General features: G+C 43.7%; 20 protein-coding genes and 1 rRNA gene. 2 read left to right on the top strand and 19 right to left on the bottom strand.

The features are described from left to right. Positions 1-15: 15 nt before the first annotated feature. From veg to metG, 7 genes are all read right to left on the bottom strand, one after another. On the bottom strand, positions 16-282 hold the full coding sequence (gene veg, locus F6X55_RS01865) for a biofilm formation stimulator Veg (RefSeq protein WP_026568974.1): 267 nt from the start codon (positions 280-282) through the stop codon (positions 16-18). A gap of 205 nt (positions 283-487) precedes the next feature. Next, complete coding sequence (gene yabG / locus F6X55_RS01860) at positions 488-1363, bottom strand: sporulation peptidase YabG (protein WP_153461751.1); 876 nt, start codon at positions 1361-1363, stop codon at positions 488-490. 92 nt (positions 1364-1455) lie between these two features. Next, a complete protein-coding gene (rsmA, locus tag F6X55_RS01855) occupies positions 1456-2346 on the bottom strand; it encodes a 16S rRNA (adenine(1518)-N(6)/adenine(1519)-N(6))-dimethyltransferase RsmA (protein ID WP_026770990.1) in 891 nt (296 codons plus the stop codon). Continuing rightward, entirely contained in the window at positions 2339-2899 is a 561-nt protein-coding gene (rnmV, locus tag F6X55_RS01850) for a ribonuclease M5 (protein ID WP_153461777.1), read from the bottom strand. Before rnmV ends, rsmA begins: the two co-directional genes overlap by 8 nt. A 972-nt stretch (positions 2900-3871) precedes the next feature. Next, complete coding sequence (locus tag F6X55_RS01845) at positions 3872-5095, bottom strand: G5 and 3D domain-containing protein (protein ID WP_153461749.1); 1224 nt, start codon at positions 5093-5095, stop codon at positions 3872-3874. A gap of 465 nt (positions 5096-5560) precedes the next feature. Then, positions 5561-6331: a TatD family hydrolase gene (locus tag F6X55_RS01840; protein ID WP_026568969.1), complete on the bottom strand. Its 771-nt coding sequence runs from the start codon at positions 6329-6331 to the stop codon at positions 5561-5563. A 114-nt stretch (positions 6332-6445) separates the two neighbouring features. Continuing rightward, positions 6446-8401 (bottom strand): methionine--tRNA ligase, encoded by a 1956-nt coding sequence (metG, locus tag F6X55_RS01835; protein WP_153461747.1) that lies wholly within the window; start codon positions 8399-8401, stop codon positions 6446-6448. Between the two features lie 463 nt (positions 8402-8864). Here metG and F6X55_RS01830 point away from each other — a divergent pair, with 463 nt between their 5' ends. After that, the gene (locus tag F6X55_RS01830; RefSeq protein ID WP_026568967.1) at positions 8865-9143 is read left to right on the top strand and encodes an AbrB/MazE/SpoVT family DNA-binding domain-containing protein; all 279 of its coding nucleotides are present in this window, start codon (positions 8865-8867) and stop codon (positions 9141-9143) included. A 38-nt stretch (positions 9144-9181) separates the two neighbouring features. Here the strand turns inward: F6X55_RS01830 and rsmI are convergent, their stop codons facing one another. From rsmI to F6X55_RS01775, 11 genes are all read right to left on the bottom strand, one after another. Then, a complete protein-coding gene (rsmI, locus tag F6X55_RS01825; protein ID WP_153461745.1) occupies positions 9182-10051 on the bottom strand; it encodes a 16S rRNA (cytidine(1402)-2'-O)-methyltransferase in 870 nt (289 codons plus the stop codon). Continuing rightward, positions 10048-10326, bottom strand: a complete 279-nt coding sequence (locus F6X55_RS01820) for a GIY-YIG nuclease family protein (protein WP_026770992.1) — start codon at positions 10324-10326, stop codon at positions 10048-10050. Before F6X55_RS01820 ends, rsmI begins: the two co-directional genes overlap by 4 nt. Continuing rightward, a complete protein-coding gene (locus tag F6X55_RS01815; RefSeq protein WP_153461775.1) occupies positions 10313-11005 on the bottom strand; it encodes a tRNA1(Val) (adenine(37)-N6)-methyltransferase in 693 nt (230 codons plus the stop codon). The genes F6X55_RS01820 and F6X55_RS01815 overlap by 14 nt, the downstream gene beginning before the upstream one ends. Before the next feature lie 206 nt (positions 11006-11211). Next, positions 11212-11562 carry a DNA replication initiation control protein YabA gene (yabA, locus tag F6X55_RS01810; protein WP_026568963.1) on the bottom strand — a complete coding sequence of 117 codons (351 nt, stop codon included), beginning with the start codon at positions 11560-11562 and terminating at the stop codon, positions 11212-11214. A 16-nt stretch (positions 11563-11578) separates the two neighbouring features. After that, positions 11579-12406, bottom strand: a complete 828-nt coding sequence (locus F6X55_RS01805) for a PSP1 domain-containing protein (protein WP_026568962.1) — start codon at positions 12404-12406, stop codon at positions 11579-11581. Positions 12407-12413: 7 nt separating this feature from the next. Next, positions 12414-13400 carry a DNA polymerase III subunit delta' gene (holB, locus tag F6X55_RS01800; protein ID WP_153461743.1) on the bottom strand — a complete coding sequence of 329 codons (987 nt, stop codon included), beginning with the start codon at positions 13398-13400 and terminating at the stop codon, positions 12414-12416. Positions 13401-13425: 25 nt separating this feature from the next. Continuing rightward, positions 13426-13866: a YaaR family protein gene (locus F6X55_RS01795; RefSeq protein ID WP_026568960.1), complete on the bottom strand. Its 441-nt coding sequence runs from the start codon at positions 13864-13866 to the stop codon at positions 13426-13428. An 18-nt stretch (positions 13867-13884) separates the two neighbouring features. Beyond that, positions 13885-14214 (bottom strand): cyclic-di-AMP receptor, encoded by a 330-nt coding sequence (locus tag F6X55_RS01790; RefSeq protein ID WP_026568959.1) that lies wholly within the window; start codon positions 14212-14214, stop codon positions 13885-13887. Positions 14215-14332: 118 nt separating this feature from the next. Then, positions 14333-14959 carry a dTMP kinase gene (gene tmk, locus F6X55_RS01785; RefSeq protein WP_026568958.1) on the bottom strand — a complete coding sequence of 209 codons (627 nt, stop codon included), beginning with the start codon at positions 14957-14959 and terminating at the stop codon, positions 14333-14335. Positions 14960-14983: 24 nt separating this feature from the next. Beyond that, positions 14984-16408, bottom strand: a complete 1425-nt coding sequence (locus F6X55_RS01780) for an aminotransferase class I/II-fold pyridoxal phosphate-dependent enzyme (RefSeq protein ID WP_153461740.1) — start codon at positions 16406-16408, stop codon at positions 14984-14986. A gap of 210 nt (positions 16409-16618) precedes the next feature. Next, positions 16619-16810 (bottom strand): sigma factor G inhibitor Gin, encoded by a 192-nt coding sequence (locus F6X55_RS01775; protein ID WP_026568956.1) that lies wholly within the window; start codon positions 16808-16810, stop codon positions 16619-16621. Positions 16811-17017: 207 nt separating this feature from the next. Here F6X55_RS01775 and F6X55_RS01770 point away from each other — a divergent pair, with 207 nt between their 5' ends. Beyond that, positions 17018-17794: a class I SAM-dependent methyltransferase gene (locus F6X55_RS01770; RefSeq protein ID WP_161993043.1), complete on the top strand. Its 777-nt coding sequence runs from the start codon at positions 17018-17020 to the stop codon at positions 17792-17794. A 1155-nt stretch (positions 17795-18949) separates the two neighbouring features. On the opposite strand, the gene rrf is transcribed toward F6X55_RS01770, so the two are convergent. Next, positions 18950-19065: ribosomal RNA gene (gene rrf, locus F6X55_RS01765) — 5S ribosomal RNA — on the bottom strand. Positions 19066-19071 lie beyond the last annotated feature (6 nt).

Here is a 19071-nt window from a genome sequence, read left to right as displayed (position 1 = left end):
GCAGTAAACGAATGTTTACTGCTCCCCAACGACCATCTTGCTCATATCATCGATGAAATTCAACTCTACAGTTTCTGTCAATACATCTGCGTAGCTGTAAGACACTCGCTCAAACGCATTCTCGTCTTGATCCAGCTCGACAATAAATACCGATGGATACGTTTCAGCCAGCGTACCAAACCGTTCAATGGTTTTTCTCCTTCCGCCATTTGCTTTCAGCTTCAGGCGTTTACCAATTTGCCCGTCTAAACCTTGTTTAATTTCCACCAATGTTTTAGCCAATGCACTCCACCTCACTGTTTTTACTATACCATAAGCTTGTTCTTAAGTCAAATAAAATCTTATATTATAACAGCATAACAAAATTACTGTCAACAAGAAAAATCGCTTTTCCCTTAATTACTGTTTATTTTATCTAAATACCGATAAATTATGTAAATAAAAAACACTTCTTACCACAAATGTGCAGAAGTGCTTATTAAAACGCTCAATAATTTTCTGTTTCTTCTTCTTTTAAGTAAGGCATTCCGGTTCGCAGCAATCCCCTGGTCTCCACACCTCCGAGTCCTTTTGCTCCTGTCATGGTGTTTCGGAGGGCCCCCCAGACACTGACCTTATCCATAAACGGTGTGTAAGCAATTTTGGCAGCGATATAGACAGGATCCAGGGCATGGATATTGATCCGGGAAGGAGAGCTCGCAAAATTGGCCCCCGCTCTGATCAAAGACTCAAAATGTGATTGACATGCCCCTGCGAAAATGACCAACTGGTCCAAATGGGGGACTACCTGTCTTGCTTCCCGTACCGTTTCGACGAAATATTTGGAATGCCTGTAGGCAGAAATATCGCTTTTCATCCCTTTGTTCCTTGAATAAGCATCATGTCCGGTAATGATGATGATATCCGGCTGAATTTTTTTTACCAGACCGGCAATTTCCAACGGCATGTCTTTCTCGCTGAGATGGACACCATGGACTTGAAGACCGATGCGCTGATACACATCGATACATTTCTTCAAGTAAAGACGATCACCATCCAAATGCAAGACACGGGCCGGAATTTGAAAATAACTGGAATCCTGCTGGTATCCCTCTGTGGATTCATATTCTCGCTTTTCTTTCATCAGCTGATAGTCCTGCCGAAATAAACGATAGGAATAATCCTCTTTTTCTTTTTCCTTTTTTCGGTAGCGCTCCAGGTCTCTTTTTTCTACGATCTGCAAATCCTCTTGATCGGCATCCGCCACTAATCGCACATCTTCCCCATGGAGGAGAACATAATTCTCCTTTATATGGATGACCCGGAATAGTATATCGTTATGATAGGAATTGCGGGTAACTAATTCTCCAGTAGTAACATTCATGCTTTCACCTCATCATAGCCGGATAGGCAACCATTCGTTACTAACTAGACTATGTGAGGAATAAAAAGATGTGTCTAACGCCCTACAGGCAGCTATCCCGCCTGTCCAACCTTTTGATAAAACATATTGGCCAAACGGGCAAACTCAGCCATCGTCAAAGACTCGCCCCGCCGTGTTCCGTCTATATCCGCCTGTTCCAAGAGTGTTTCTATCGTTTCTTTCGTCAAACGATCGGAGAAATGTCGGGCCAGATTGTTCCTTAACGTCTTTCGTCTCTGACCAAAAGAAGCCTGGACCAAGTCAAAGAAAAACTCTTCATTTTGTACTTCAACAGGCGGCTCATCTCTGACAGTCAAATGCAGAACAGCGGAATCCACATTTGGTTGCGGCATGAATACTGTTTTCGGTACAGTCATCGCAATCGTTGCTTCCGTATAGTACTGGACGGCTATCGTCAACGAACCATAGCTTTTTGTGTTCGGATTGGCTGCCATACGGTCGGCTACCTCTTTCTGAATCATGACGGTAAAGCTTTCCACAGGCAGTTTCTCCCTCAGCAGTTTCATGAGAATGGGTGTCGTTATATAGTACGGGAGATTGGCTGCTACTTTGATTTTTTGTCCTTCTTGAAAATTTTCTTCGATCACTCGGGTAATATCCGCCTGTAAAATGTCTTGATTGATAATGGTGATATTATCATAATCACCTAACGTTTCTTTTAAAATCGGCACGAGCCGCTGGTCGATTTCAAAAGCCACCACCTGACTGGAATGTCTGGCCAGCTGCTCGGTCAGCGCACCCATTCCAGGACCTATCTCTATTGTGCCTGTATGTTTATCGATGCCTGCATACGCGATGATTCTCTCTAGTATGTTCACGTCGATCAGAAAATTTTGTCCCAGGCTTTTTTTAAAGGAAAAACCATACTTTGCCAAGATTTCTTTTGTTTTTAAAGGAGTCGCGATTGCCTTTTGGTTATTCATCCTCTTCCTCCTTCAAGATTTTTTCCATGCTATCAATGAACGTTTGCCTGGAAATTTGGAACATGTGTAGTCGTTTTAGCAGTTGTTTCCCATTAGCATAACCAATTTTCAGGGCATTCCCCAACTTTTCCCGACGCTCTTTCGCTTTGCTTCCACCGAGGAGCCCATATTGGAATAAGTCGGATTTATCCATGTCGCTCTCGCCGACTTCTGCTATTTCATACACACTTTCCAGGGCCTGACGTATCGCATCTTTTGAAGCATGTTCTATTCCCAGGCCTTTATCATGCTTGGCCTTTGCTTCGGCGCGTGTCAAAAACGCATGCTTGCAGCCTGGCACGGCATTTGACACAATGTGTCTGATTCTCTCCCCTGGATAGTCTGGATCTGTGAATATAATAACGCCTCGTTTTGCTTGGGCATGCCGGACTTGTTCAATGACTGACTGGTTGACTGCTGATCCATTGGTTTCTATAGTATCTGCATCCACCGATTGTTTGATTTTTGCTGTGTCATCTTTTCCTTCCACTACAATGATTTCTTTCACCTTCAACTTTTTCATCTTCATCCTCCGCTTATCTGAACGGTTTATATCTATAACTACTCTATCTTAATTTGTTTCCCGAATAAAGCCAAGCCTGCTCGTCCTTGCTTCTTATAAACACTAAGTTATAAAGCGCAGCTCCAATGGGATATAGGGGCTTAGCTTGCGTCAAAAAGAATTTAAAATTTATACACCGAGCAGCCCGAATACACGTAGACTCCTGGGGGATAGAAGGCGAGGCCACTGAAAAAGTCCTTTCTTGTTGATTCTCACGAATCGCTTATCGGTGGATGCTTGCCGCGGGCACGGCCTCAGGTAACTTCGTCAAGAAGATCACTTGACCAAGTGGATCTTCGGCTCGCGCTGTTCCCGCAGGCGTCACCACCGAACGCTCACCGCGGAATAAACAGAGGGTAAAAGAAAAAGAAGTGATTTTTTTGATTTCTAAAAGAAAGTCACTCTTTTTTCTTGTACAATGAAAGGAATGAATACATAAAAGAGGTAGCTCTTGAGAAAGGCTTGATTCAATCGAAGTCTCTCATCCTTGAACATTCGTAAAATGATTTAATCCTTCGATGAATCCATGAAGAAAAAGTTTCCTGAGAAACCAACCGAAGATACGCTTGAAGCTGAGCTGGATTATTCGGAACGTCTTGTCGAAGTCATTTTCACAGTTAATATGAAGCGAAAAGTTAAACTAATGAAGGAATAGACGGTAGCAAACCTCTTGAATTAGACAAAAAACGGTCTGTATGGAAGTTAAATTCTACACAGACCGTTTTTTATAATTATACTTTACATAGACTATCAGTTCTTCAGTGGCCTCGATAGAAGGCCCAGGAGAGACCCTGCAAAGCGATAGCTTGAGGAGGCTCACCAGCCACCCGCAGAAAGCGAAGTGTATTCGGGCTGCGGTCTTTGGAAAAAGTATTAAAAAAACAGAACCTGCCTCTGAATTGGAAGACAAGCCCTGCTTTATCATTAATCGAGTACTTTCACTTTTACTTTTTTGCTGCCGAATCGGTGTGCTTCGCTTGGTGAAGATACATGAACGTCAATTCGGTTGCCGGATACGTTCCCGCCTGTATCACCTGCAATTGCTGTGCCGTAACCTTCCACCCATACTTTGCTTCCTAATGGGATTACATTCGGGTCGACAGCGATCACCTTGGCATTCGGGTTATCCTTCAAGTTAATTCCGGTTGCTGTGACGCCTGAACAGCCGCTGCAGCTGGCAGAATATGCTGTGGCATGCATGTAATACGTTTTAGAAGAACCATTTCCATCGCCGCCCCGGGAGACAGTGTCTGAAGAAGATGTTGCAGCGGTAGTCGTTACAGCCGGCTTTTCGACTTTCGTCCCCACTGCTACGATTCGCTGTTCGCTTTCTTTCTCCACTTCTTCTTTTATCAACTTCCGGTCGACTTCTTTTCCGTTTTCAAGCGTGACTTCGAAATGTTTGGCAACAAGCCCCTCTTCCCCGGAAGAAACAACCTCTTCCTTCCCTTTTGCAAGGTTGTCATCCTGCCTGGTCACAATGGAATAATCGGTTTTTTCTTTGACGATGTCGGTTACTTTTTCTACACGCGTGATTTCGATAGGGGCATCCTTGCTGACTTCATCCTCCAATTTCATGTTGACTCGGTCAAGCTCACCTAATTCGATCTTTTCCTGTTTCAATAAATCTTCCACGGTGGTACCGACTGTCCAATACTTTTCCTTCTCACCGCCGTCATCGACCGTTACTTGAAAGGCTTTGGCAATGTCCACCTGCAATCCTTCCGATACCGATTCAGATAGTGCGGGAGTTACTTGATCATGTTCGCTGATGTCGATATTGTTTTCTTCTAAAACATCCCCGACAGTTTCAGCAGTTGTGTAATATGTTTTATCGTCTCCATCAGTAGTGATTACTACGTCGATTGCCTTTGTGTAGTTGATTTCCATTCCCGATGTGAGTTTATCGTCTGGGTCGTGGGAGAGCTTATCGTATTCTCCCAATTCGATGTTCAATTCTTCTAGAACGTCGCCTACAGTATCAGCATGTGTACGAACGGTCGTGGTTTCTCCGTTTGCATTCACAGAAACTTGGGCTTTCGTTACTTGAAATGTAAAAATACCCGCTAATAACAGTACCGCAACGCTGGCTGCATAGATGACTGACTTCGTTCTAAAAGCGGACAATAGCTGTGAAATTAATTTCATGCTCGCTTGCCTCCTTTATACCCGTTGTATTATATAAACAACGTTTTTACCTGTCAAACCGTCCAGTCAAGGTACAAAAGTCCCCCAAACCCCGCTATTACAACAACGAAAGATGCATGTTCGCCCAATGTTTCAAATATATTAAAAGTAAGTAACAGAGACAGACGGCATTTAATCAAATTGTAATGTATGATAATGCTGTCCTTTCCTTAATTGATTATGCCATGTCCCATATACCGGCAAACTTGGCATATCACCTTCATTCTTCTGGCCATCCCTGCGCAGGTATAGCTATTGCCGGTGTTCCCTGTGAATCGTTGTCTATCGGGGAGCAAAAAAAAGAGAGCCAGACTAGTACTGGCTCTCTCATTATGAACGTTGCTTATCCAATTTTAAACTCAAAAATTACGACATATCCGAACAAACAATGGCACTTAGCGGCAATCCTCACGCAATCGCAGGCAGCTATGGTTTTATTTTAAACAAATTAAAGGCATTATTTGTAGTTGCATCGCTAACTTCCTCGAACGAAAGTTCTTTCAGCTCGGCAATTTTTTCTGCGACCAGTTTGACATAGGCCGGTTCGTTTCGTTTGCCGCGATTCGGGTGGGGGGCAAGAAACGGACAGTCTGTTTCCACTAGCAACCGGTCAAGGGGGACAATCTTGGCTACTTCCTTAGGATCCTTGGCGTTTTTAAAAGTAACCGGTCCTCCAAGAGAAATGTAAAAGTTCATATCCAGACATTCCTGGACATATTCCGCAGAATCGTTATAACAATGCATGATTCCGCCAACCTCTGCAGCATTTTCTTCCCGCAAAATTTCAATGATATCCTCCGTAGCTTCCCGGTTATGGATAATGATCGGCAACCCGACACGTTTCGCCAGATCGATTTGTTTGCGAAGTACTTCCTTTTGGATGTCCTTCGGTGACTTATCCCAATGATAATCCAAGCCCATTTCCCCGATAGCGGCAACTTTCGGATGACTCGCCAATTCTTCGATCCACTCTAAATCTTCCGTCTTCATATCAATGGCATCTACTGGATGCCACCCAACGGCCGCATATATAGTTGGATTGGTTTCAGCCAATTCCAATGCTTTCGGAATGGTTTCCCTGTCAAAGCCGACAACCACCATATATTCGACGCCTGCTTCTTTGGCGCGTCGCATTACTTCCTCCCGATCTTCATCAAATTGATCGATGTTTAAATGTACATGTGTATCAAACAGCATGTTACCCTAACCTCCTGGTAATTCTTTCTCCGATTTTTTCTTCTCCATTACGGAAAAAACGCCTATCCATCTCTCATGATAAGCGTTTTTTTCCTTTATGAAAAAGATTCAGTACTACTTTACTTTTGAACCATTGGGAAGATCATCTGTTACAGTGGCGAGGGAAAGCTTTCCGCTTTCGTCTTCACCTGACAAAATCATCCCTTGGGACAACTCGCCTCTCAACTTGACCGGCTTGAGATTCGTCACACAAATCACTTTCCTGCCAACTAAATCCTCAGCACGGTAATGTTCAGCGATACCAGAAACAACCTGACGCCGTTCCGTACCAAGGTCAAGTTGCAGCTTCAACAGTTTGTCCGCTTTTTCCATTTTCTCGGCACGGACCACCTCGGCAACACGCAAGTCAAGCTTCAAGAATTCATCAAAAGTGATTTCTTCTGCCTCCGCTTTTTTGGAATCCTTTTTCTCTTCCTTTGCTTCCGGCTTTTTCATCATATCTTTGATAATCTGCACTTCTTTTTCCGCATCAAGACGAGGAAAAATCGGATCTTGTTTCTGTACTTTAGTACCTGGTGCTATCAGTCCATCCTGCTTCAAGCTTTCCCATTCTTTGCAGGCCTCTTCCTCAATACCGATCTGGCTGAAAATGCGATCCGGCGTCTCTGTCAAAAATGGTCTTAACAGCACAGCCGCTTTGCGCAATGATTCTGCCAAATGGGCCATTACATTGCCAAGCCTCTCCTTTTTCGCTTCATCTTTTGCTAAAATCCATGGCTGTGTTTCATCGATATATTTGTTGGTTCGACTGATCAACTGCCAGATTGTCGACAAGGCAACCGAAAATTCCATGTTTTCCATGGCTTCTTCTACTCTCTCGACTGTTTCTCCAGCCAATTTCTCCAACTGCACATCGAACTGGTCCTCGCCAGCTTTAAATGCAGGAAGTACCCCGTCAAAATACTTATCAACCATTGCTACTGTTCGGTTGAGCAGGTTGCCCAAATCGTTTGCTAAATCATAGTTGGTTCTTTCGACGAATCCTTCAGGGGTAAACACCCCGTCTGAACCAAACGGTACTTCACGCAGCAGGTAGTAGCGCAACGCATCCAAACCGTAACGATCGGTTAATTGGATGGGGTCGACTACATTTCCTTTTGACTTCGACATCTTCCCATCCTTCATAAGAATCCAACCGTGGGCAAAAACCTTTTTCGGAAGTGGCAAATCCAGAGCCATGAGCATAATCGGCCAATAAATCGTGTGGAAACGAACAATCTCTTTACTCATCAGGTGGACATCTGCCGGCCAGTATTTCTGGTAGCGCTCATCATCGTCCGTTCCATACCCGAGAGCGGTAATATAATTCGACAGTGCATCGATCCAGACATAAATGACATGTTTCGGGTCTCCAGGTACCTTGATCCCCCAGTCGAACGTAGTCCTGGATACAGCCAAGTCTTCCAAGCCTGGTTTAATAAAGTTGTTGATCATCTCGTTTTTCCGGCTTGCAGGCTGAATAAAGTCAGGATTTTCTTCATAGTAGGCCAACAGCCTGTCTACATATTTACTCATTTTGAAGAAGTAGGATTCTTCTTTCACTTTTTCTACCGGCCCGCCACAGTCCGGACAATGCCCATCTTCCAACTGCCGCTCTGTAAAGAAAGATTCACAGGAAGTACAATACCATCCTTCGTATTCATCTAAGTAAATGTCGCCCTGGTCCAGCAGACGGGCAAAAATCTTCTCTACCGTTTGTTTGTGCCGTTCTTCGGTAGTCCGAATAAAATCGACGTAAGAGATATCAAGCCGTTGCCATAAATCTTTAATGCCGCTGACGATTTCATCGACATATACCTGAGGGGAAACCCCTTTTTCGTCAGATTTCTTCTGAATTTTCTGACCGTGTTCGTCCGTCCCTGTCAAATACATGACATCATAACCGCGCAACCGCTTATAGCGGGCCATCGCATCTCCGGCCACCGTCGTATAAGCATGCCCTATGTGCAAGTTTCCGCTTGGATAGTAAATCGGCGTCGTGATATAAAAAGTCTTCTTTTCCCTTGTCATCCGGGGAACCTCCTCTTTCAAACCTTCTTCATTATTTTCACCGGTATTTCCTACGAACCTACATACCGCTCGAGGTTTTACCGAATTGATGAATAAAAACCAGTATGTTTACATTGTAGACTATTTTACAGGATTTTTTCCATTCTGAACATCGTTCAAATAAGCAAGAACCTGAGGATATTATCCTGTCCTGTAAAAAGTCGGCACATCATTTTGTCGAATTTCCAAAAGGTTAATGTCGAAATTTGTCGAAAAAAGTAGGCTTGAAGAGGACTTCTTTATGCAAATTCTGGGTATTTTATCGGTCCAATCGCCTATTGGTATCCCTTTAAAAAGGGGAATATATTAGTATTTAGACAAAATAGTCATTTTCTAGAAAAAATTAATTGACACTTATGTAAATCACTGGTACGCTATTGCTAAATACTTGTCGAATTCTGACGAAATGAGGGGAGAAAATTTTATGAAATCTACTGGAATTGTTCGTAAGGTGGATGAATTAGGTCGCGTTGTCATTCCAATCGAGCTTCGTCGTACACTTGGTATCAACGAAAAAGATGCTTTGGAGATTTACGTGGATGATGACCGTATCATTCTGAAGAAATACAAGCCGAACATGACGTGCCACATCACGGGAGAAATCTCTGATGACAACCTGTCATTAGCAAATGGCAAGTTGGTGTTGAGCCCTGAAGGCGCACAGGAGTTACTGAAAGAAATACAATCTCGTTTGGATAAATAATAGATGCCAGGCCCCTATGTGTGCATAGAGGCCTTTTTTTATTCGACATGGAAAGCTTGATAAACGTCGCGTTTGGGCATGTTCCTGTCGACTGCTGTTTGTTTGATTGCATTCTTGCTGTTTTCTCCTTGTTCCATGTAATAAGCCACATGCTCCTTAAGTGTCCAGTCCTCCCACCAAACTGATTCAGCCTGCGCAGTCGCTGTCCCGCCTTCGACTACAATACAAAATTCTCCCTTTAATTGCTTTTCTTCTGTCCATTGCAGCACTTCCTGGGCTGTCCCACGAATATATTCTTCATATCGTTTCGTCAATTCTCTTGCCAGCGAAACCCTGCGGTTTCCAAGTTGATCACCAATCGACTTCAACGTTTCTTTCAACCGATGCGGTGATTCATAAAACAGTAACGTGGCTCTGATGTGCTGCAACAAATCAAGTTCTGCTTCTCTGTCCTTTTTCTTCCGGGGTAAGAAACCATAAAAATAAAACTCCCGTGGCGAAAGTCCGGAACCCACCAAGGCACACAAGGCTGCATTGGCGCCAGGGAGTGTGACCACTGGTAAATTGTGTTCCACTGCTGCTTTTACCATTTCGTAACCTGGATCGGAAATGGCAGGCATTCCGGCGTCGCTCACCAAGGCGATATTATTACCATCCAGTAGTTTTTCCAACAACCCCGCTTCTCTCGCCTGCTTGTTGTGTTCATGATAACTGATCAACGGTTTTTCGATCGAGAAATGGTTCATTAATTTTTTGGTATTCCTTGTATCCTCGGCTGCAATAAAATCGACCGTCTTCAAAGTATGTAAGGCTCGCAGTGTAATATCATCAAGATTGCCGATAGGTGTCGGAACCAAGTAAAGGGTTCCTCCGGGGAAAGTCCCTTGAAAACTGCTTTGGATGTTCATCTCCCATCATGCCCTTCTGTAAAAGATTTAATCAGTTTATCCTTTTGTATACGTGAAAGCTGCTTTATTTGATATTCTTCATGCATGGCTTCTTCCTTCGTGGAAAAAGACTGACAGAAAACCAGCTGAAACGGCCCCCTGCCCCTGGTATATTTAGCCCCTTTGCCATTCTCATGCATCGTGAGGCGCTTTTTCAAATTATTTGTGTAACCGGTATAGAGTGTCCCATCTTTGCATTCCAGCATGTAAACCATATGCGTTTTATCGTTTTCCATACAAGATCTCCCCAAGTTCTTTCGTATAGTTCCCTTGCTTATCAAATGCATAAAGGGGCGGAAGCATCTTTAAGTCGGGCTTTCCATCACGCGTCCCTTCAATCAGAAGGATGTTGGCTTCTTTACCTGCCTTCGGATAAACGAATCGAAGCTTTTTTGGTTCGATTTTGTATTTTCGAAACAAAGTCAGCAAATCCACCAGACGACCTGGCCTGTGTACCATCGCCACTTTCCCCCCAGGTCTGACCAATTTACTGCATGATGCCACGACATCTTCTAACGTACAGTAAATTTCATGTCTGGCAATCGTTAGGTACTCATTGCTGTTTTGCTCTTTTTCCTTAGGTGTTTGAAAGTAAGGGGGATTACAGGTGACCAAATCAAAAGGACCGTTTCCGAATTTTGATGGCATGTCTTTCAAATCACCGTGGACCATGTCTATCTGGTCTTCCAACTCGTTGATCAAGACATTTCTCTCTGCCATATCGTGCAGCCTGCTCTGTATTTCCACACCGGTAATATGGGCGCGGGACCGCCTGCTCAAGAGTAAAGGAATGACCCCGTTTCCAGTGCATAAGTCTAGAATGTTTCCCTGTTTCACCGGTACATAGGTGAAGTCAGCCAACAGCACAGCGTCCAAAGAAAAGGCGAACACTTCTGGACTCTGGATGATTTTCATGTTTTCTTCTGCCAATAGGTAGTCAAGTCTCTCCCCGTTCTTCAATTCAACTTCTTCCACGTTTCCAAATCCTTTCTTCCTTTAGCCGGATAGCCGTTCACCTACCCGTTATAAAATCATGCTGTATGAAAAGAAGGACTGAATCAAAGAAATCCCTTGAATTCAGTCCTGTTTCCTATGGTCCGGCTGCTAGAACGCCAGACCCTCTATTTGCTTTTATTTAGAAATAACAAGCAAAACAAGCAGTCTTCATCCTGGCGCGGACTGCCAAAATGAACGTTGCAAATATGAAACCCTTCTTCATATAAACGTGCTAAATTATCATAGCCTTCGCCAACCGGTACTTCAGAGCTGCTGCTCTTGCCCGTTTCTTTTTGTTCTTCTTGTTCGGTACTGCTTTCCAATCGATTGCGCAAATGGTGATTCTCCACTGCGAGGCGATGATTTTCTTCCAGCAGTTCCGCTAAGTAATTTTTCAAATCTCCCAACTGCTGATAAAGCTGACCGATTTTCTCTTCCATATCTGTGACTTGTTCAAAAACCTCTTTTTTATTCACGCGTCTTTCCACCCCATCATTCCGTGGCTTGCGTAGATATGACTCCTTCTTCGATGAGCTCATCGATTGTATATTCAATTACTCTTTCCTTTTCGGGAATTTCGATTTGGACGAGTCGTTCCAGAATATTCAATCCGACAACTTTTCCTGCGCCGTATCCGGTAGTGATTTTCTCCCCTAAGTCAGGCAGGATTTTCTTCGCTGTTTCATATTCGTCATTCTCATATTTCAAACAGCACATCAAACGTCCACAAAGACCAGATATTTTCGCCGGATTTAAAGATAAATTCTGGTCCTTTGCCATCTTGATCGATACAGGCTCAAAGTCGCCAAGGAAGGTGGAACAACAGAGCATCCGCCCGCATGGTCCGACACCGCCCAGCAATTTCGCCTCATCGCGCACCCCGATTTGCCGTAATTCTATTCTTGTTTTGAAAACAGACGCCAAATCCTTGACCAGGTTGCGGAAATCGACCCTTCCGTCTGCTGTGAAATAAAAAATGACTTTATTCCGATCAAAGGTGTACTCGACCTCGACTAAGTTCATATCCAGGTTGTGTTCCCGGATCTTTTGTTCGCAAATCCGGTGTGCCTCATGCGAACTTTCCTGATTTTCCACCACCGACAATTTATCCTTCTCGGTTGCTAAACGGATGACCTTTTTCAACGGAAGAACAACATCCTCCTCATCCACCCGTTTGTTGGAAATGACCACTTTGCCGAATTCAATTCCCCGGACGGTTTCCACAATAACATAATCGTCTTTGGAAATGATATTCTCGGCTGGGTCGAAATAATATATTTTACCCGCTTTTTTAAAACGGACGCCAATCACTTCTACCATCTGTCATTCACCTCTTCAAATGAAGTGTAAGCTGCTCCATCGCCAAAGCCGGATGCACATTTTGTTCCAATTTTCTTTTGGCCTCCAGTATCCGCTGCAAAGCATCGGTCGTCTCCTGTTTCGACCAATGCAGCGAGGCTTGAGAAAGCTTGTCTTTTTCATTGATGAAAATGACAGCGTCCTCGTTGTCGACAAAGCTGTACACAATGTCTTTGAACCATAACAATAATAAATCCAGGCCTCTTTGCATTTGTTGTCTCTCTTTAAAATGAGGCATCCATTGATTATGGATGAACAACATGGCTTCCTCCGGTTTCGACTGGAGTACTTCTGTTAATTGTACCACTATCTTTCTGGCATTAGCAAACCAGTCATCATGGCCTATTTCAAGTGCTTCGGTGACATTGTTGGTAAGTGCGGAAATCAATCTCGCATTGGAAGAAGATAACCCTTCTTCCTGCAGCTGCTTCTGTAAGTTGGCTGGATTCAAAGGCTTTAGTGCCATGATTTGGCATCTGGAACGAATCGTTTGCAGAATGGCCTGACTGTTAGATGTGAGAAGCATCGCCGTTGTCTGTTTGCTCGGTTCTTCTAAAAATTTCAACAGCCGGTTGGATGCATTGGCTGTCATCTTTTCTGCGTCTTCTATGATATAGACCTTCTGATTCGATTCCAATCCCGTGTACGTAAACTCCTTTTGTAAGTGAAGGATTTGTTCTTTCTTGATAGATTGGCCATCCGGAATGATCCAATGCACATCCGGATGGTTGCCGGACTCTATACGCTGGCAATCCTTGCATTGGTGGCAAGGTTCCTGACCATTTTTATGACGGCAAAAAATACTCTTCGCCAACACCATGCTGATGGCTTTTTTCCCTGTTCCCCGGTTTCCCTGGAATAAATAAGCATGAGAAACACGTTGTTTCGCCAGACTATTCGTCAGCATCCTGGCTGCCAATGGTTGTATGGAAGCTATATCAGACCATGTTTTCATTTTCTTTCATCCCTACTCGTTGACCTTAAGTATATAAATTCACCAGCAGCCCTTTAATTTCTCCAATCAGGCCTAAAATATCAATCGGCTTTTTTTCCTGTTCCAGTACTCCTTCCGTCAACTCCACCAGCTTTTCATCGATGTTTTCCACTGTTGTGAGCTTTCGGTTGTTTCCATCCATGTTCCAGCTGTGGGAATGTTTTAATTCCATCCCATATTGCACAGCTTCCTTGACAAAGTTTTTCACCATTCGTTTGTACTTCGCTAAATCGCGGAAAGACCTGGCACGCGCCAGTCTTTCCCCTTGAGCGGTCAAATCAGACATTAATTTTTGCAATTCCATCTCTTTTAGCTTATGGCTTTGTGATTCTACTAAGGTTCCAAAACTCTTGCTTCCCCTGACTGTTTGAGGGATATTTTTCGGTGATGCCTCCACTTTTGAACGCATCTCTTGTGATATTTTCATTACTTCTCCTCTTTTTGCCTAAAATTGAAAGAAAGATTCCACCGGTAATACAAAGACAGTCGCACCGCCGACTTCAACCTCGATGGGGCGTGGAATGTAAGAGTCCGCATTTCCACCCATCGGTGAAATCGGAGCTACCATCTGTTCACGCTGGCTGCAGTTATTGCGGATAATATCGAGCGCTCCGTCGACATCTTTATCCTCGCAACCGATCATCAATGTGGTGTTCCCTTCCTTCAGGAAACCACCGGTAGAGGATAACTTGGTCGTTTTGTAATTCCCTTCCCTCAAAGCATCTGTCAGACGATTCGTGTCCTTATCCTGTACTACTGCCAATATCAGCTTCATTTACCTTCTCTCCTTTACGTTCATTTTATTTTATTAAACAAGCAAGCCTGTTCACAAAGCGATCCGCATACTAAGGGTCCACCTTAACCCCTTGCTTGTAGGATAATATCATTCCTCTTTAACGCAAAAAAGAAACAATTTTCTGGTAAGCTTCTTCTGTTACAGCGGCTAAGTCGTTTTCTGCATTGATGGGAGAAATCCTGTTCGGAAACTTTTCCAAAAGTATTCGATAAGCCTGATAAACACTGTCATGGAACTGTTGTTTTTCTAAATCCAGGCGGTTTTTTTCACGTGAAACATTTTCTGCGATCCGCTGCAAGCCAACTTCCGGACGTATATCAAAAAACAATGTCAGGTCCGGCATGCAGTCACTGATGGCAAACTGGTTGATTTGGTATACCTCTTCCATTCCCAGCCCACGAGCATATCCTTGATAAGCCAGGCTGCTGTCGACAAACCGATCGCATAACACAATGCGGCCTTCTTTGAGTGCTGGAAGCACTTTTTCCACTAAATGCTGGCGTCTGGCCGCTGCATATAGCAATGCTTCTGTCTTTCCATCCATGGCTGTATGGGAAGGTTCCAAAATAATCTGCCTGATTTTTTCTGCTATCTCTATTCCGCCTGGCTCCCGCGTAGCTGTTACCGAATAGCCCTCCTCCGTCAGTTTCTTCTCTATTTCTTTTAGCACCGAGGTTTTTCCGGCTCCCTCACCGCCCTCAAACGTTATAAAGTATCCTTGCACATTCATTCTCCTTTAGAGCTGTACCTATCTCAGACAATACACGCCTTGTTCGATATGATGATTCTGAAAGTTTATTCCTTGTTTTATTAAATAGTTTATCATCTTTATATGGACTGATGTTATTTTTTCTCCCTTTAACAGCAATGGAATGCCTGGCGGATATGGGATGACTGCCTGTGCTGCTATCCTTCCTTCCGCCTCGTTCCATCCAATGAATTCTTTCCTCATCCGGTTCATCGCTTGATAAGAAGCCTCCAATGAATGGATTTGCTGTTGTTCAATCTGTACTCTTCCTATTGTATCACGGTTGGGAAGGAATTTTAATCGTCCAGAAATCTTTTCTACTGCTGTTTGCAGCCTTTCCCATTCTTGAAAAGGAGCAAGACCGTGAAGGAAAAGCACCTGATTTTCCGTAGAAAGTTCGGGATATATTCCCTCTTCCTCGAACAGTTTAGCAACCTGGATGCCAGACCAACGCTCGTTTACTTCCAGCGTGATTTTTAACGGGTCATCTAATCCGCTTTGACTTGGAAGTACTTCCCATTCCCCGACAGCGGAAAGCGTATAGCGCAGCCGGTTCACACTTTCAAGGATGGAAGTTAACGCTTTTTCTTTGATTTCGGACAAATAGTAACGTGCCAGGTCCAGACTAGCCATTAAGGGGTACGATGGACTGCTTGATTGAAGCATTTGCAAGTAATGGGCAACATCCTCTCTGTCAATTACAGGTGACTTGATATGCAGAAAAGATGCCATCGTCAGTGCCGGAGCCATCTTATGAGCTGACTGGACGACAAGATCTGCCCCTGACTCCAACGCAGAAGCGGGGAATTTTTCTGAAAGAGAAAAATGGACCCCATGCGCTTCATCCACCAGTACAGCAATATTTCGCCGATGGGCCATCTCCACCACGGATGGAAGATCAAAAACCGTACCGAAATAATCTGGATAGGTCAGGACAATGGCGCCAACATCGGGATGCTGGTCCATTGCCTGCTTGATTGTGTCCAACTCAGGAGCAGTATAACGCCCAACCCTTCCATCGTAAGCCGGAGCAATGAATACTGGCTCTGCCCCGCTTAATTCCAGTCCATTAAGAATGGATTTGTGACAATTACGCTGTACAAGTACTTTCCTGCCAAGCCTTGCTGCCGTCAACATCATTGCCAAGTTGCCAGCGGTACTCCCGCCTACCAGGAAAAACGTTTCCTCAGCACCAAACCAATTTGCTGCTAGATCCTGCGCCTGTTTAATGACACCGGTTGGTGCATGCAAGTCATCTAATCCAGTCAGCTCCGTTACGTCCAATCGGAGCAATTGAGCAAAATCCTCCAAACCCTTATCAGCGAAAACTTCACCATTTTTATGGCCCGGTACGTGCAAGGAAATTGGCTGTTGTTGAGAAAAAGTTTGTAAAGCTCCGAATAACGGAGTTATATGTTGGTTCATTAACGTCATCCTTTATCGAAAAAACTATTTCCAAGAAACGGTTGTTTTGTAACAAGATATAATTTGCGGCCTATTCTTGTATGACTTCCTTGCATCCTTACTTTTATTCAGTATAACATCCCTTCCCCTTGCCGTTATATTAAGAAAAGCCCAGCGGCTGTCTCTGAAAATAAACAAGCTCTTATCCCCAAGGAATAAGAGCTTGTTTATCTATGAATATAATTTTGTTTGTTTCATATTTTTCAATTTATCCAAGTAATACTGATACGCTGCATCAGAAGGTTCCGTATGAATGATTTTCTGTTCACATTCACAACAGATATACAGTGTGTATAAATGAATACCTTTCTGCTTTTCTACTCCACAAACTCCGCAAGTTTCATAAGTTCCTCTGTTTCCCATATTCTCTCCACCTCCGTTAGCTTAGTCTTTCCTAATCTAACGAAACCTATACATCAAACTCTAAATTTCATTATATTGTATTCTATGAAAAATCCAGTAGGAGTTGTTTGTACACAGGGCATTTATTTTTAATCACAAAGTAGGATGGATTTAATTACCAACGAATTATATAATAATCAAAAGTTTGTGTTTACTGGAGGTGGCTCTATGGCCGTCGATTTTCATTCCAAAGCAGTAAGGCTCTCCTATACTAATCGTGATGTGGATCCACTTTGGGAAAATCTTTTATTATCACATGTAGATATTGAAGGCAAAAGGGTGTTGGACTTAGGGTGCGGGGGAGGCATTTATACAAAGGCCCTAGCCCAAATGGGTGCAAAGGAAATAGTCGGTTTGGATTTTTCGAAAGAAATGCTCAAAACCGCCCGTAAATATTGTGAGAACGAACCAAACACTACCTTTGTATGGGGAGACGCTGCTGACACCGGTCTTAAAAATGAACAATTTGACCTAATTTTGAACCGGGCTGTCATTCATCATCTTACCGACCTTCCTTTGTTGTTTGATGAAATGCACCGCTTATTGAAACCGGGCGGGATGGCCTTCATACAGGATCGGACATTGGAGGATTGTTTACTGCCAGGTAATAAGAATCATATTCGTGGTTACTTTTTTGAAGCCTTTCCCAATCTGATTTCTTTTGAACGGGATAGAAGGCCGCTGGCCAAGGATGTGGAACAGTTTTTACAAGCCTCTGGTTTTACAGAAGTCCATTCCACCGTTTTCTGGGAGACCCGCAAACATTATAATTCAGTCCATTGTTTGGAAGAGGATTTAAAGTCAAGAACCGGCCGTGCCATTCTTCACGAACTCACGGATAAAGAGATGAGTATTCTAGTCGGTTACATAAAGAAACAACTTGCCTATTTTGCTGACAGCATCCATGAAAAGGATCGCTGGACGGTTTGGACTGCACACAAATGATATAAGCCCAGAGCAGCTTGTGCTCAATCCCCCGCACCTAGACGCAGCATTGGGTGCTATTTTTTTACCTGAAATCGGCTTAAGACTTGGATATGATGGGCACGGAAAGGGAAATATTTCGTTTAAAACAGGGAGTTTTTCTATTGGACAAAAAGTATAAACTGCGACATAGTTTGAATGCGTCTTGATGACTTCTTATTTTTGTAGAGGTGGAGTTCGATGCTGCGAAAATACCCTGCGCTTTCCGCGGGCGGCTGGTGAGCTTCCTCGAGCTGACGCTCTGCGGGATCTCACCGAGGCCTTTCCTCCCGCGGGAGTCTTCGGGTATTTTCTTCGCTAGGAACAGCTTTCTGTTAAAAAATGCGTGTACTAGACATTTTTCATCCATGGTACTCCAAGCATCGTATCATCAAAAGATTGCCGGGAAAACAAGCAGAAAGTCCAAGAACAGGATAATAAATGGAACTTCAACTATCTATTTATGAAAAGAAGTACACATTTCCTGACAAAGCTTTTAAGATGGCTTGTTCGGACTCAAAGAAAAAGTCTCTAGGTTTGCGATAACACCATGCTTCTTAGCGTAGGTAGCATACGTAGACTCCAGCGGGAACAGCGCGAGCTGAAGATCCACTAGGTAAAGCGGTTTTCTTTACCTAGTTAGCTGAAGCCGTGCCCGCGGAAAGCGAAGTATGCTACCGAAGCGGTGGTTAGCACGCTTTTTGAATAGGACATTACAGTTACTGCGCATTTTCTATCCACTGCGTATGATTTTGGTTCTCTGTCAAATGTGGTGGTGTGATTTTTCTTCCACTCTCTCTTTATCGAAAACCTCACTCTAAAAACAGCTATTTTACTCAGACCGCAGAGGAAATAAACCTACAGAGCCTTTTTAATCGCTTGCTGCCATGAAATTTTATGCTTTAATCGTCCAAAGTATTTGATCCCAAAGGAATCTCCTTTTAAAACCTTTATCGTATTGTTCATTCTCTCGATATACCCATATGAAATGAATCCATATGTACCCGTTTTGTTATCTCTTTACAGAACGGGCACGTTTGTCATTTTTGTCTTGTGTGTAGTTCTGCCCTAAAGCCATTTCCAACAAAAAAGACACCCTTGAGCGAGTTCGAACTCATTCAAGGGTGTCTTTGTTTTGCCTGGCGGCGTCCTACTCTCGCAGGGGCAAAGCCCCAACTACCATGGGCGCTGGAGAGCTTAACTGCTGTGTTCGGCATGGGAACAGGTGTGGCCTCTCCGCTATTGCCACCAGGCCTGCA

The organism is Sediminibacillus terrae (genome assembly GCF_009602435.1).
GTDB lineage: Bacteria > Bacillota > Bacilli > Bacillales > Amphibacillaceae > Sediminibacillus > Sediminibacillus terrae.
This window is presented reverse-complemented; position numbering and strand designations above follow the sequence as displayed.